Source organism: Streptosporangium sp. NPDC023825 (assembly GCF_040639575.1).
In the GTDB taxonomy this organism is placed as follows: domain Bacteria; phylum Actinomycetota; class Actinomycetes; order Streptosporangiales; family Streptosporangiaceae; genus Streptosporangium.
This window is the reverse complement of sequence record NZ_JBFAAE010000006.1, coordinates 190384-204245: the sequence shown is the minus strand read 5'-3', so window position 1 is coordinate 204245 and position 13862 is coordinate 190384. Positions and strand designations below refer to the sequence as shown.

The window sequence follows — 13862 nt, the reverse complement described above, 5'->3', positions numbered from 1 at the left end:
TCTGGGTGTGCCTGTCAACGGAAACCGTTGCAGAAACGCCGTACTGCCGCGTAACAAGTGATCTTCCCAGACGTAACGATGGGCTCACTCATGTGTAGCAGTCCCGTAACAGTGTCAGGAAAGGCTATCCCTCAACAGAGGGAGCATTCTGATGGGGTTTCTGAGGATTCGTACGACCGTTGACGAGCGGCCGGGGCGGCTCGCCTCGCTGGCCGCCGCACTCGCCGCCAAGGGTGGCAACATCCTGGGCCTGAGCGTGCAGACCGACGCGGACGGCACGGTCGACGAGTTCGTCACGGACATCCCCGCCGGGGCCGAGGCGGTGCGCGAGGCACTGGAGGCCGCCGGCGGACGCCGGGTCCAGGTCGTCACCGCCACCGCCCACGAGCTGACCGACGAGCCCACCCGCGTCCTGCTGCTCGCCTCCCGGCTGCGCATGGCGCCCTGGCGCCTGCCCGAGTTGCTGGGGGAGCTGCTGCGCGCCGACGACTCCCGCTGGGTCTACGGTGCTGAGATGAGCGATCTTCCGGACCCGACCCTGCTGACCGTGCCCGTGGCACCGCGCCGCGCGATCAGGGTCCGCCGGGCCGAGCTGCCGTTCACCCTGACCGAGGCCGCCCGCGCGGCCTCCTTCGTCCGCCTCGCGCAGCCCCCGGTCGAGCAGTCCGGGACCGACCGCGAGATCACGCTCTCCGACGGCGTCGAGGTCAGTGTCCGCCCGCTCACCCGGCTCTACCGCGAGGCCGTACGCGACCTGCACGACCGCTGCTCGCCGGAGGCCCGCAGGTTCCGCTACTTCACCTCGATGCCGGTGCTGCCGCCGAAGGTCTTCGACCGGCTCTGCGACCGCAGCCGGGGCCACTCGATCGTCGCCGGGCACGACGGCCAGGTCGTCGGTCTCGCCAACCTGATGTTCACCCCGGATCCGGGCATCGCCGAGATGGCGTTCCTGGTCGAGGACCGCTGGCAGGGCAGGGGGCTGGGGACGGCTCTGGCCGGGATGCTCGTCCGCCAGGCCCGCGACCTGGGCTTCGCCGAGGTCAGGGCGACCCTGCTGTCCGACAACGTGCGCATGCGCAGGCTCCTGGTCTCGCTCGGCGCGACCCTGAGCTACACCGAGGACCCCGGCGTGGTGGAGGCCAGGCTGGCCGTGGGCGTGATGGCGACGGCATCCCCGAGCTGACCCCGTCACGTGGCCTTCCCGTTTCGAGATCGCTCAGGGGTCCCGAAGCGGGGAGGCCGCATTCATCCGCGTTCCCGCCTCAGGAGGCCCGCCCCTCCTGGGACGGGGGCTCCGGGGCGCGGGGCGCGCCGGAGGCGTCGCCATCGTCCCGGGGCGTGCCCGCGGTATCGCCGATGTCCCCGCTGTCTTCGTGGGTCGCGGTGTCTCCGGTGTCTCCGATGTCTCCGTGGGCCGCGGCGTCGCCGCGGGAGGTCTCGATGGCGTCCAGCCTGCGCTCGATCCGGTCCAGGCTCTCCTGGATGCGCTCCAGCCTGGCGGAGAACGCCGCTCCCATGACGTGGAAGCCCTCCTCCGCCGTCACCGCGCGCTCGGGTCCGCGCCGCCCGAGCAGCGTGATCACCTGGGCGCGTACGGCCTCGAGGCGCGCTCCCTGCTCGGTCAGCACCTGGGCGGCCACGCCCTCACCCTCGCGGAGCAGCCCGAGCAGGATGTGCTCGGTGCCGATGTAGGTGTGGTGCAGGCCGAGCGCCTCGCGCAGGGACAGTTCGAGCACCTTCTTGGCGCGCGGGGTGAACGGGATGTGGCCGCCGGGACTCTCGTCGCCCCTGCCGATGATCTCCTCGACGGCGTTCCTGACGCGCTCGCCGCCGATGCCGAAGGCCCGCAGCGCGCGGCCGGCGACACCGTCCTCCTCGAGGATCAGCCCGAGCAGGATGTGCTCGGTGCCGATGTGGCCGTGGCTGAGCCTCCTGGCCTCCTCCTGCGCCAGGACCACGACACGGCGGGCACGGTCGGTGAAGCGCTCGAACACGGGAAGCCTCCGTGAGGGGTGTCGAGATGCCTGCCCCCACTATGCGCCAGACGGCCGGTGAGCGGGAGGACATCTCCCCGGGCAATTCCCGCCTCGCTTCCCTTGCCGATAAAAGCTTACATTTTAGAGTTAGATTCGGGGAAAATGGCTTCCGTGTCCCGGGGTGGCGTGCGTAGTGTCCCCACATGACGATCGACGCCTTCATCGACGCCCTGCCCAAGGTCGAGCTCCACGTCCACCTGATCGGCTCCGCCTCGGTCCCCACCGTGCTGGAGCTCGCCCGCCGCCACCCCGACGGGGGCGTCCCCACGGACGAGGAGAAACTGCGCGCCTTCTACAGGTTCACGGACTTCCCGCACTTCGCCCGGATCTACCAGGCGGTCAACGCTTTGGTCCGCGAGCCGGAGGACGTGGCGACCCTGGTGCTCGGCCTGGCCGCCGACCTCGCCGGGCAGAACGGCCGCTACGCCGAGCTGACCGTCACGCCGTACGCCCACCACGTCGTCGGCATGCCGATGCGGGAGGTCACCGAGGCGCTCGACCTGGCCGCCCGGCGCTCCCGCGAGGAGCACGGGGTGCGGATGGCGTACGTGTTCGACATCCCCGGCGAGTACGGGGCCGAGGCGGCCCGGGTCACCCTGGACCACGCGCTGCAGGAACCTCCCCAGGCATTGGTAGGTTTTGGACTGGCTGGAATCGAGCAGGAACGCCCGAAGTATCGCGACGTCTTCGCGGACGCCTTCCGCGCCGCCACCGCCGCCGGGCTGCGCAGCCTGCCCCACGCCGGGGAGATGACCGGCCCCGAGACCATCTGGGAGGCCCTCGACCTCCTGGGCGCCGAGCGGATCGGCCACGGCACCTCCTGCGTGGACGACCCCCGCCTCGTCGCCCACCTGCGCGAGACCCAGATCCCCCTGGAGGTCTGCCCCACCTCCAACGTCTGCACCGGCCAGGTCGCCCGCGTCGAGGAGCACCCGCTGCCCCGCATGATCGAGGAGGGCCTGTTCGTCACCCTCAACAGCGACGACCCGCCCATGTTCGCCACCACCCTGAGCCGCGAGTATCGCGTCGCCGCCGACCGGCTGGGCCTGGGCCGCGAGACCCTCGTCACCCTGGCCCGCAACGCCGTCGAGGCCTCGTCCATGAGCCCGGCGGACAAGAAGGAACTCCACGCCGAGATCGACACCGTCGCCGCCCGGCACTCAGGGACGGCCTCCTGATCCGTTCGGGGGCTCATCGCATACGGGCTCTCACGTCGCTGCGGGTTTTGGAGATTCGCTGCGGGTTTTGGAGATCAGGAAGCGGCAAGCGAGGCCCGTGCCGTGGCCATCTTCATCACCAGCCGGTGCGGGTCGTTCTTGACCGGCGTGAACCCGTGGGAGGCGTAGAAATCGGCGGCGCGGCCGTCGATCGCGTCGACCACGATGACGCGGCCCCCTGCTGTTTCCGAGGCAGACACGATCTTTGAGACCGCGTTCACCAGTAGTTCCGCACCGAGACCCTGGCCGTGGAGGTGGCGGTCGAGAGCGAGTCTCGCCAGGAGGTAGCCGGGCACGATGCTCACCCCGCCGGAGAGCGAGCCGCCGACCTCCGCTCGCCGTACCTCGGTGGGGGTGACGGAAAAATACCCGACGACATGGTGGGAGCCGGGGACAGACCACACATAGGTGCGTGCCGTGTCCGACCGCTGGGCGCGAAGCGCCATCCTGGCCAGCCATTCGTTCATGACCGGGACCGAGCAGTCGAAGGCGCTGGGATCGTGCTCCTCGTGCAGGGGCTGCGATCGCCAGGTCACGTCGATTCGTGATAGCGGCGCTGTCGCTGTGCGGCCCTGCGGAGCGCGGGTGCCTCGTCGGGCTCGTCCAGCGACGCGAGCAGCTCGTCGAACTGCTCGGCGGGCATCAGCGTGACATCGGGCCGGGCGAGCACCCGGCTGGCCTCCGCACGGGCCGCGCGCAGGACGAACGAGGAGATGGACTCTCCCAGAGCCTGTGCGGCCTGCACGATGAGCCCTTCGGTCGCCGCGTCCGCGCGCATCTCGATGCGGTGTGTCTTGGCGGTCATCACCATCACCTCCACCTCCTCTCCATCGTACGGTGTTTGTACGGCAGGCCTCCTGCCGCGACATACCGTATCGGTGATTATCTGATCGCACACCGTGATCACGTCATATGAGAAATCCTCGCAAACGAAAACTCGTTTGCGAGGATTTCTTGCGCCACCTGCTCAAGGGAAGTGGCCTACGAGCGTGCCCACCGGTTCAAGGAGAGGAGATCCGGCTCAGGGAAGAAGGGATCTTGGAGGCCGCCGCCCTGTCCAGGAGGAAGAGGGTGCGCTGACGACCCCGGGCCCCGGCGGCCGGGACCTGCATGGTCCCCGAGTCCGACAGCGCCAGCCGTACCGCTCCCGCCTTCTCCTCGCCGGCGGCGATCACCCACACCTCGCGGGAGGCCTGGATGACCGGCAGCGTCAGCGAGACGCGGATGGGCGGAGGCTTGGGCGAGCCGTGCACCGCCACCACCGGGCGGGTGTCGTAGAGGGCGGGCAGGCCGGGGAACAGCGAGGCGATGTGGCCGTCCGGGCCCATGCCCAGCATCATGAGGTCGAACGACGGGGCCGGGCCGTGGTCCTCGGGGCGCGCCGCCCGGCGCAGCTCCTCGGCGTACGCCTCGGCCGACTCCTCGGCGGTCATGCCGGAGTCGGGGCCGCGCATCACGTGGACCCGCTCGGGGTCGAGGTCGAGGTGGTCGAGCAGGGCCTTGCGGGCACCGGTCTCGTTGCGCTCGGCGTCGCCGCTCGGCAGGAAACGCTCGTCACCCCACCAGATGTCCACCTTGCGCCAGTCGACGGCGTCCCTGGCGGGGGAGGCGGCGATCTCGGCGAGGGTGGCGATGCCGACGGTCCCGCCGGTCAGGACCAGATGGGCCGAGCCCTTGGCCGACTGGGCGTCGACGGCTCGGACGATCACCCGGGCGGCGACGGCCTTGGCGAGCATGTCGGCGTCGCGGTGGGTGATCACGGTGGGAACGCTCACGGGACTTCTCTTTCGAAAGGAGGTGCCCCGCGGCCGTGGCCGCGGGGCACTCGCGGCTCAGGACTTCTTGGTCTGGGCGAGTCGCTTGATCGCGGCCGCGTAGATCTCGTCGGGGTCCAGCCGTCGCAGCTCCTCGGCGAGCAGCTCCGACGTCGGGCGCCGGGTCAGGGCGACCCTGCGGTCCGGCTGGCCGGGACGCGACAGCGTGGCCATGCGGCCGTCGCTCCGGACGACGGTGATGTCACCCTCGGCCGAGACCAGCTTGACCGCGGTCAGGCCGGGCCCGGGGGACTCGGAGACCTTCACGGAGGCGCCGAGGCGGTCGCCGAGCCAGGCCGCCAGCAGCAGGGCGCTGGCATGGCCGGACACGGCCTCCACGGTGCCCCGCTTGACCTTGCCCACCGGCTGGTCGAACGCGGCGGCCAGCAGGCTCCGCCACGTCGTCAGCCGGGTCCAGGCCAGGTCGGTGTCGCCGGGCACGTAACCGCGGGCCCGGTCGGTGATCGCCTTGACCGAGTCGGCCGCCGACCGCGCGTCGATGATGCGGCGCTGGGCCAGCATGCCGATCGGGTCCTTGGACGGAACCTCGGGACAGTCGCTGGGCCACCAGGCCACCACCGGGGTGTCGGTGAGCAGCAGCGGGCTGACCACCGAGTCGGCGTGCCTGGTCAGCTCCCCGTACAGGCGGAGCAGGATCACCTCACCCGGGGTCGACTCACCGAACCGGATCTCGGCGTCGAGCCGGTTGGGCTCCTCCGAGTCGCGGGGGATGACGACCAGTATCCGGGAGGGGTGCTCCCTGGCCGCCTCGGTCGCGGCCCGGACCGCGTCGTACTGGTCGCTCTCGCCGCAGACCACCACCAGGGTCAGCACCATGCCGACCGCCGGGGTGCCCATCTGGTGACGCAGGTGGGTGAGCTGCGAGGAGATCTTCGAGGCGTTCGTGCCGCTGAGCATGAAACTGGTCATCTACAGCCGCCTCCAGGCGCGCCCGTCACGGGCCATCATCTCGTCGGCCGAGGCCGGCCCCCACGTGCCCGCCGGATATTCCTCCGGCGGGCCCTGGGTGCTCCAGAACTCCTCGATCGGGTCGAGGATCATCCATGACAGCTCGACCTCGCGCTGGTGCGGGAAGAGCGGCGGGTCGCCGATCAGCACGTCCAGCAGCAGCCGCTCGTAGGCCTCGGGGGAGGACTCCATGAACGACTCGCCGTAAGCGAAGTCCATCGAGACGTCCCTGACCTCCATCGCGGTGCCGGGCACCTTGGAGCCGAACCGCACCGTGATGCCCTCGTCCGGCTGCACCCGGATGACCAGGGCGTTCTGCCCCAGGATCTCGGTGTCGTCCTTGCTGAACGGCAGGTGCGGCGCCCGCTGGAACACCACGGCCACCTCGGTGACCCGGCGGCCGAGCCGCTTGCCGGTGCGCAGGTAGAACGGCACCCCGGCCCAGCGCCGGTTGGCGATCTCCACCTTGATGGCGGCGTACGTCTCGGTGATCGAGTCGGGCGGGATGCCCTCCTCCTGGGTGTAGCCGATGACCGGCTCGCCGCCCTGCCAGCCGGACCCGTAGCGGCCGCGCGCGGTGGCCAGCGACAGGTCCGACGGCAGCCGCAGCGCCTTGAGGACCTTCTCCTTCTCCCTGCGCAGCGAGTCGGCCCCGAACGACGTCGGATCCTCCATGCCGACCAGGGCCAGCAGCTGCAGCAGGTGGTTCTGGATCACGTCGCGGGCCGCGCCGATGCCGTCGTAGTAACCCGCCCGGCCGCCGATGCCGATGTCCTCGGCCATCGTGATCTGCACGTGGTCGACGTAACTGCGGTTCCAGATCGGCTCGAACAGGTTGTTGGCGAAGCGCAGCGCCAGGATGTTCTGGACCGTCTCCTTGCCCAGGTAGTGGTCGATGCGGAACACCGAGCTCTCCGGGAAGACCGCGCTGGTGATCGCGTTGAGCTCCTGGGCGCTCCGCAGGTCGTGCCCGAAGGGCTTCTCGATCACCACCCGGCGCCAGGATCCGGCGGGGCCGTCGGCCAGGCCGGTCCGCTTCAGCTGCTGGACCACGACCGGGAAGAACTTCGGCGGCACCGACAGGTAGAAGCCGTAGTTGCCGCCGGTGCCCCGGGTCTGGTCGATCTCCTTGAGCATCATCGACAGCGCGTCGAACGCGCCGTCGTCGGTGAACTCGCCCCGGCAGAAGAAGATGCCCTCCGACAGCTGCTTCCAGACCTCCTCGCGGAACGGCGTCCGCGCGTGCTCCTTGACGGCGTCGTGCGCCAGCTGCGCGAAGTCCTGGTCCTTCCAGTCGCGGCGGGCGAAGCCGACCAGGGAGAAGCCCGGGGGCAGCAGCCCGCGGTTCGCCAGGTCGTAGATCGCCGGCAGCAGCTTCTTGCGCGCCAGGTCGCCGGTCACGCCGAACAGCACCAGCACGCACGGCCCCGCCACGCGCGGCAGGCGCTTGTCGCGCGGGTCGCGCAGCGGGTTGGCGTCGACCAGGGCCTCGGTGATGCCGACGGTCGCGGCGGCGGTGGCCGTGGTCGCCGTGGGCGTCACCTTCTCCGGCGCGCCCGCCGCCGAGGCGTCCGTCGTGCCCGCCGTCGCGGTGTCCGTCGTGACGGCGACGGCGTCCGTCGTGCCCGTGGAGGCGCCCGTCGTGACGTTCTCCTCGGCGCTCGTCCGGGAGTTCCCCTTACTCATGCGAACCTCCAGCGGCCCATCAGACCTCCCGCGCGGCGGCGAGCAGCCGCGCGACTCCGGCGGCGCGGTCGGTCAGGTGCAGCCGTACGGTGGGACGCCCGCGGCTGGCCAGCGCGCCCTGGTCGCCCAGTGCCTGGGCGAGCTGGAGGCGGCCCAGCGTGTAGGGCTTGCCGGGGACCTCGAGGTCGTTCTCGACGGCCCCGGTGATCTGCAGGAACACCCCGTTCTGCGGGCCGCCCTTGTGGTACTGGCCGGTGGAGTGCAGGAAGCGGGGGCCCCAGCCGAAGGTGACCGGGCGTTCGGTGCGGAGCGCGAGCATCCCGCGCAGCGTGGCCGGGTCGGCCCCGCTCCACACGTCCGTCATCTCCTCGAACGAGGCGCCCTCGGGGTACGGGGCGTCGAAGGCCGCCTCACGGTCGAGGTAGGCCATCACCGCGAGGTAGCCGCGGTCGGGGATCGACTCCAGCAGCCGGGTGAGCACGTCCGACAGGTCCTTGACGTCCTCGGAGCCGGGGAACTCGCCGTACACCTCCACCGGGCCGTCGACCAGGAGCGGCGTGCCGACCGGCAGCTCTGCCCGGTCGAGCAGCTTGGCGGTGTTCTCCTTGGACTCGGCCACGTTCGGCTGGTTGAACGGGTCGATGCCGAGGACGCGGCCCGCGACGGCCGTGGCGTACTCCCAGACGAGGAACTGCGCGCCCAGCGGGCCGACGACGGTCACGGTGGCGTCGGTGTCGATCCCGGCGAGCAGCTCGTCGTCGGCGTCACCCGGGTCGGCGCCCACGACGGGCAGGATGCCCTTGCCGGACTTGCCGGTGGACTCGGCGACCAGCTGCTCGATCCAGTCGGGCAGGCCGTTGATCTCCGACAGGCTGTCCTCGATCACGAGCTTGTCGCGACCGGCCGCCGCGGCGGCGCCCAGGGCGGCGCCGAGGTCGAGGCCGGGGTTGCCCTCGGTCCGCGACAGCAGCGGCGCCACCTCGGCCGCGTCGTCGAGCAGCCGCTCGACGTCGACGCCCGCCAGCGCGCTGGGCACCAGGCCGAACGCCGTCAGGGCGCTGTAGCGGCCGCCCACGTTCGGGTCGGCCAGGATCACCTGGTAGCCCGCCTCGCGAGCGCTGAGCTCCAGCGGCGAGCCGGGGTCGGTGACGACGACGATCCTGCTCGCCGGGTCGATCCCGGCGTCGCGGAAGGCCTTCTCGTAGATCCGCCGGTGGCTGTCGGTCTCGACCGTGCCGCCGCTCTTGCTGGCGACGACCAGGATCGTGCTCTCCAGCCGGTCCTCCAGCGCGCGGCGCACCTGGCCGGGGTCGGTGGTGTCGAGCACGGTCAACGGCATGTCGGCGGAGGCGGTGATGACCTCGGGGGCGAGGGAGGAGCCGCCCATGCCCGCCAGGACCACGTGGTCCAGGCCCTCGGCGCGGGCCCGCTCCACCAGCGCGCCGATCTCGGGAAGCAGCTGCCTGCTCGTCGCCGGGAGGTTGAGCCAGCCGAGGCGGACGGCCGCCTCGGCCTGGGCCTCGGTGCCCCACAGCGTGGAGTCGCCGGAGGCCAGGGCCTGGGGGACCCCCTCGGAGGCGAGCTGCCCGGCGGTCTCCCCGGCCTGATCGGTGAGGTCGTCGTCGCCGAACGTTACGGACACTGACATATGTTCCTCACGCCTTCTTCAGCTCGGAGGAGACGGTCTCCAGCAGCTCTTTCCAGGAGGCCTCGAACTTGTCCAGGCCGTCGACCTCCAGGAACCGCACGACGTCGTCGTAGTCGATGCCGGCCTCCTTGAGCGCGGCCATGGTGTTCCAGGCCTCCTCGTAGGAGGAGCGGACCGTGTCACCGGTGATGCCGCCGTGGTCGGCCGTCGCGTCGAGGGTCTTCTCCGGCATCGTGTTGACCGTGCCGGAGGTGACCAGCTGGTCGACGTAGAGGGTGTCGGGGTAGTCGGGGTTCTTCGTTCCGGTGGAGGCCCACAGCGGGCGCTGCGGCCGGGCGCCGGCCGCGGCCAGCGCCTGCCAGCGCGAGGACTCGACGACCTCCTCGAAGGCGGCGAAGGCGAGGCGGGCGTTGGCGACCGCGGCCTTGCCCCTCAGCGCGAGGGCCTCGGGGGTGCCGATCTTGTCCAGGCGCTTGTCGATCTCGCCGTCCACCCGGCTGACGAAGAACGAGGCGACCGACTCGATGGCCGACAGGTCGAGGCCGTTGGCCTTCGCCTGCTCCAGGCCGGTCAGCCAGGCGTCCATCACGGCGCGGTAGCGCTCCAGGGAGAAGATCAGCGTGACGTTGACGCTGATGCCCTCGGAGATCGCCTGGGTGATCGCGGGCAGGCCCTCGACGGTGGCGGGGATCTTGATGAACAGGTTGGGCCGGTCGACCAGCCACCACAGCGCGCGCGCCTCGGCGACGGTCTTGTCGGTCTCCCTGGACAGGCGCGGGTCGACCTCGATCGACACCCGGCCGTCCACCCGGCCGCTGGCGTCGTAGACCGGCCTCAGCACGTCGGCGGCCCAGCGGATGTCGTACGTGGTGATGGCCCGCACGGCCTCCTCGACGTCGACGCCGCGGATCTTCAGGTCGTGCAGCTGGCCGTCGTAGGCGTCGCCCTTGCTCAGCGCCGACGCGAAGATCGTCGGGTTGGAGGTGACGCCGACCACGTGCTTGTCGCGGATCAGCGACTGCAGGTTGCCCGTACGCAGGCGCTCGCGGCTGATGTCGTCCAGCCAGATGGAGACGCCCTGCTCGGAGAGCTTCTTCAGGATCTCACTCATGATCAGTTTCCCGTCGTCTCGCCCTTGTCGGCTCCGGTCTTGGCGAGGCTCGCCTTGGCGGCGGCGGCCACGCGCTCGGCGGTCAGGCCGAACTGCTCGTAGAGGGTCTTGTAGGGGGCCGAGGCACCGAAGTGCTCCAGGCCGACCACCACACCCTCGTCTCCCACGAACTCCCGCCAGCCCAGCGAGATTCCCGCCTCCACGGCCACGCGGGCGCGCACCGAGGTGGGCAGCACCCTCTGCCGGTAGGCCGCGTCCTGGGCCTGGAACCACTCCACGCACGGCATCGACACGACCCGGGTCGCGATGCCCTGCGCCTCGAGGATCTCGCGGGCACCGAGGGCGATCTCGACTTCGGAGCCGGTGCCGATCAGGACCACCGAGGGTTGCCCGTCGGAGGCGTCCCGCAGGATGTAACCGCCGCGGGCGACCTTCTCCGCGTCGCCGGTGCCCTCGAAGACCGGCAGGTTCTGGCGGGTCAGCGCCAGCGCGGCCGGGCGGTCGTTGTGCTCGAGCACGACCTGCCAGGCGGCGGCCGTCTCGTTGGCGTCGGCGGGGCGGACCACGTCGAGGCCGGGGATGGCGCGCAGCGACCACAGGTGCTCGACGGGCTGGTGCGTGGGGCCGTCCTCGCCCAGGCCGATGGAGTCGTGCGTCCACACGTAGGTGACCGGCAGCCTCATCAGCGCCGCCAGCCGCACGGCCGGGCGCATGTAGTCGCTGAACACCAGGAACGTGCCGCCGTACGGGCGGGTGCCGCCGTGCAGCGCGATGCCGTTGAGGATCGCGCCCATGCCGTGCTCGCGGATGCCGAAGTGCAGCGTGCGGCCGTAGGGGCCGCCGGGGAACTCCTTGGTCTGGAACTCCTCGGGGATGAAGGACGGCTCGCCCTTCATCGTGGTGTTGTTGGACTCGGCCAGGTCGGCCGAGCCGCCCCACAACTCGGGCAGCACCGGCGCGAGGGCGCTGAGCACCTCGCCGGAGGCCTTGCGGGTGGCGACGGAGGAGCCGACCTCGAAGGACGGCAGCGCCTCGGCCCAGTCCGCCGGGAGCTTTCGCGCGGAGATGCGGTCGAACTCGGCGGCGCGCTCGGGGTTGGCCTCGCGCCAGCTCTCGTAGAGCTTGTCCCACTCGGCGCGCTCGGCCCGGCCGCGCTTGACGACCTCGCGGGCGTGCTCCAGGACCTCGGCGGGGACGTCGAAGCTCTTCTCGACGTCGAAGCCCATGACCTTCTTGGTCGCGGCGACCTCGTCGGCGCCCAGCGCCGAGCCGTGGATCTTGCCGGTGTTCTGCTTGTTGGGGGCGGGCCAGCCGATGATCGTGCGCAGCCGGATGAACGACGGCCTGCCGGTCTCGGCGCGGGCGGCCTCCAGGGCCTGGTGCAGCGCCTCGACGTCCTCGACGTAGTCGCCCGTCTGAGTCCAGTCGACGGTCTGGGTGTGCCAGCCGTACGCCTCGTAGCGCGCGACGACGTCCTCGCTCAGCGCGATCTGGGTGTCGTCCTCGATCGAGATGTGGTTGCTGTCGAAGACGACGGTCAGGTTGCCCAGCCTCTGGTGGGCCGCGAGGGCGCTCACCTCGTGGCTGATGCCCTCCTCGATGTCGCCCTCGGAGGCGATGCACCAGATGTTGTGGTCGAACGGGCTCGCGCCCGCGGCGGCGTCCGGGTCGAACAGGCCGCGCTCGCGGCGGGCGGCCATCGCCATGCCGACCGCGTTGCCGATCCCCTGGCCGAGCGGGCCCGTGGTGGTCTCGACACCGACGGTGTGACCGTGCTCGGGGTGGGCCGGGGTCAGGCTGTCCCACTGGCGCAACCCCTTGAGGTCGTCCAGGCTGAGGCCGTACCCCGACAGGAAGAGCTGGATGTAGAGGGTCAGGCTGCTGTGACCCGCGGAAAGGACGAACCTGTCGCGGCCCGCCCACGTGGGGTCTGACGGGTCATGTCGCATCACCCGCTGGAACAGCAGGTAGGCGGCCGGCGCCAGGCTCATCGCGGTGCCGGGGTGACCCGATCCCGCCTTCTCTACCGCGTCCATGGCCAGGGCCCGTACGACGTCGACCGCACGGCGGTCCAGGTCGCTCCATTCGAGGGCTGGCACGAGTTCACTGCTCAAGTGCTCGATCTCCGGATCTAATCGTCTGATTGGTGGCGCCGGTCTGGTATTTCCCGCCCACACCGGACCCTAACGGGTTCGACCTGGCCACCGTGGCGCAGGCCGACCCGGGGCGGGTCCGCGGGATCCGCAGGCGGCGCGCGCCTCCCGGATGGGAGCCCCCTCGCGCCGCTTCCGCACCCCGTGCCGGGACCGGCCCCCCCTGCAACTACAGTGAGTCCTCAAGGCTGGCTGGTGCCCGCATTCACGGATCCGCTCTAATCAGAGGTTACGCGTTGACCCCGCACGTGCTGGAAGCGCCTTAGATGGTGCTCACCGACAAGCAATCGACGGCCCCGCCCGAGGGGGGCACGGTCCCCGAGGCCGGGCCGCGCTCCTTCGGCGATGTCGTGAAGGCGTACGTCGCCCTCACGAAGCCGCGGATCATCGAGCTGCTGCTGATCACGACGCTGCCGGTGATGTTCCTGGCGGCCAAGGGCCTGCCGCCGCTGTGGATCGCCGTCAACACGCTGGTGTTCGGCACCCTGTCGGCCGGCAGCGCGAACGCGCTGAACTGCTACATCGACCGTGACATCGACGCGGCCATGCGCCGCACCCGGCGCCGCCCGCTCGCCCGCGACCTGGTGCCGCCGACGAACGCGCTGATCTTCGGGATCATCCTCGGCGCACTGTCCACTCTTGGACTCGGCTTGACGGTGAATTGGCTCGCCGCGGGCCTGTCGCTGGGCGCGAACCTGTTCTACGTGCTCGTCTACTCGATGATCCTCAAGCGGCGGACCTCGCAGAACGTGGTGTGGGGCGGCATCGCCGGCTGCATGCCGGTGCTGATCGGCTGGGCGGGTATCACCGGCAGCCTCGACTGGGCCCCCGTGGTGCTCTTCGGCGTGGTGTTCTTCTGGACGCCCCCGCACACCTGGACCCTGGCGATGCGCTACAAGGAGGACTACGCGGCGGCGAAGGTCCCGATGCTCCCGGTGGTGGCCACCGAGCGCCGCGTGGTGCTGGAGAGCATCGCCTACACCTGGGCCACGGTGCTCTGCTCGCTGCTGCTGTGGCCGATCGCCGGGACCACGCTGCTCTATCCCGCCGTGGCCGCCGTCCTGGGCGCCGCCTGCCTGTGGGAGGTCCACCGCCTCCTCGGCCGGGTCAACGCGGGCAAGACCGGCGTCGACCTGCGCCCGATGCGCTTCTTCCACTGGTCCAACGCCTACCTGGCGCTGCTGTTCCTGGCCGTCGCCATCGACTCGATGTTCGTCTGATGTCGGCC

General features: G+C 70.8%; 11 protein-coding genes and 1 pseudogene. 3 read left to right on the top strand and 9 right to left on the bottom strand.

Features of this window, described 5'->3' with window-relative positions; all coding sequences use genetic code 11:
* Positions 1–151: 151 nt before the first annotated feature.
* Entirely contained in the window at positions 152–1183 is a 1032-nt protein-coding gene (locus AB0G15_RS08430) for a GNAT family N-acetyltransferase (protein WP_362836647.1), read from the top strand.
* A gap of 367 nt (positions 1184–1550) precedes the next feature.
* On the opposite strand, the pseudogene AB0G15_RS08425 reads toward AB0G15_RS08430, so the two are convergent.
* Positions 1551–1994, bottom strand: a pseudogene (locus tag AB0G15_RS08425) (Clp protease N-terminal domain-containing protein); the annotation flags it as partial.
* 185 nt (positions 1995–2179) lie between these two features.
* Here AB0G15_RS08425 and add point away from each other — a divergent pair.
* On the top strand, positions 2180–3214 hold the full coding sequence (gene add, locus AB0G15_RS08420) for an adenosine deaminase (protein ID WP_362836645.1): 1035 nt from the start codon (positions 2180–2182) through the stop codon (positions 3212–3214).
* Positions 3215–3288: 74 nt separating this feature from the next.
* On the opposite strand, the gene AB0G15_RS08415 is transcribed toward add, so the two are convergent.
* The 8 genes from AB0G15_RS08415 to tkt all read right to left on the bottom strand — a co-directional run bounded on the left by AB0G15_RS08415 (position 3289) and on the right by tkt (position 12517).
* On the bottom strand, positions 3289–3789 hold the full coding sequence (locus tag AB0G15_RS08415) for a GNAT family N-acetyltransferase (protein ID WP_362836643.1): 501 nt from the start codon (positions 3787–3789) through the stop codon (positions 3289–3291).
* Positions 3786–4058 carry a DUF1778 domain-containing protein gene (locus AB0G15_RS08410; RefSeq protein WP_362836641.1) on the bottom strand — a complete coding sequence of 91 codons (273 nt, stop codon included), beginning with the start codon at positions 4056–4058 and terminating at the stop codon, positions 3786–3788. Before AB0G15_RS08410 ends, AB0G15_RS08415 begins: the two co-directional genes overlap by 4 nt.
* A gap of 196 nt (positions 4059–4254) precedes the next feature.
* Complete coding sequence (gene pgl, locus AB0G15_RS08405) at positions 4255–5028, bottom strand: 6-phosphogluconolactonase (RefSeq protein ID WP_362836639.1); 774 nt, start codon at positions 5026–5028, stop codon at positions 4255–4257.
* A gap of 57 nt (positions 5029–5085) precedes the next feature.
* Positions 5086–5997, bottom strand: coding sequence for a glucose-6-phosphate dehydrogenase assembly protein OpcA (locus tag AB0G15_RS08400; RefSeq protein WP_362685742.1), 912 nt, complete (start codon positions 5995–5997; stop codon positions 5086–5088).
* Positions 5998–7722: a glucose-6-phosphate dehydrogenase gene (gene zwf, locus AB0G15_RS08395; RefSeq protein ID WP_362836637.1), complete on the bottom strand. Its 1725-nt coding sequence runs from the start codon at positions 7720–7722 to the stop codon at positions 5998–6000.
* Positions 7723–7741: 19 nt separating this feature from the next.
* Positions 7742–9370, bottom strand: coding sequence for a glucose-6-phosphate isomerase (locus tag AB0G15_RS08390; protein ID WP_362836635.1), 1629 nt, complete (start codon positions 9368–9370; stop codon positions 7742–7744).
* Positions 9371–9377: 7 nt separating this feature from the next.
* Positions 9378–10481 carry a transaldolase gene (tal, locus tag AB0G15_RS08385; RefSeq protein ID WP_362836633.1) on the bottom strand — a complete coding sequence of 368 codons (1104 nt, stop codon included), beginning with the start codon at positions 10479–10481 and terminating at the stop codon, positions 9378–9380.
* Positions 10482–10483: 2 nt separating this feature from the next.
* Positions 10484–12517 (bottom strand): transketolase, encoded by a 2034-nt coding sequence (tkt, locus tag AB0G15_RS08380; RefSeq protein WP_362836742.1) that lies wholly within the window; start codon positions 12515–12517, stop codon positions 10484–10486.
* A 383-nt stretch (positions 12518–12900) separates the two neighbouring features.
* On the opposite strand from tkt, the gene AB0G15_RS08375 reads away from it, so the two are divergent.
* Positions 12901–13854 (top strand): heme o synthase, encoded by a 954-nt coding sequence (locus AB0G15_RS08375; RefSeq protein ID WP_362836631.1) that lies wholly within the window; start codon positions 12901–12903, stop codon positions 13852–13854.
* The last annotated feature ends 8 nt before the right edge of the window (positions 13855–13862 follow it).

Excerpts from the sequence above, each read along its gene's own strand:
- AB0G15_RS08430 (WP_362836647.1), top strand. The coding sequence starts at position 152 with ATGGGGTTTCTGAGGATTCGTACGACCGTTGACGAGCGGCCGGGGCGG.
- add (WP_362836645.1), top strand. The coding sequence starts at position 2,180 with ATGACGATCGACGCCTTCATCGACGCCCTGCCCAAGGTCGAGCTCCAC.
- AB0G15_RS08410 (WP_362836641.1), bottom strand. The coding sequence starts at position 4,058 with ATGACCGCCAAGACACACCGCATCGAGATGCGCGCGGACGCGGCGACC.
- AB0G15_RS08400 (WP_362685742.1), bottom strand. The coding sequence starts at position 5,997 with ATGACCAGTTTCATGCTCAGCGGCACGAACGCCTCGAAGATCTCCTCG.
- zwf (WP_362836637.1), bottom strand. The coding sequence starts at position 7,722 with ATGAGTAAGGGGAACTCCCGGACGAGCGCCGAGGAGAACGTCACGACG.
- AB0G15_RS08390 (WP_362836635.1), bottom strand. The coding sequence starts at position 9,370 with ATGTCAGTGTCCGTAACGTTCGGCGACGACGACCTCACCGATCAGGCC.
- tal (WP_362836633.1), bottom strand. The coding sequence starts at position 10,481 with ATGAGTGAGATCCTGAAGAAGCTCTCCGAGCAGGGCGTCTCCATCTGG.
- tkt (WP_362836742.1), bottom strand. The coding sequence starts at position 12,517 with ATGGACGCGGTAGAGAAGGCGGGATCGGGTCACCCCGGCACCGCGATG.
- AB0G15_RS08375 (WP_362836631.1), top strand. The coding sequence starts at position 12,901 with ATGGTGCTCACCGACAAGCAATCGACGGCCCCGCCCGAGGGGGGCACG.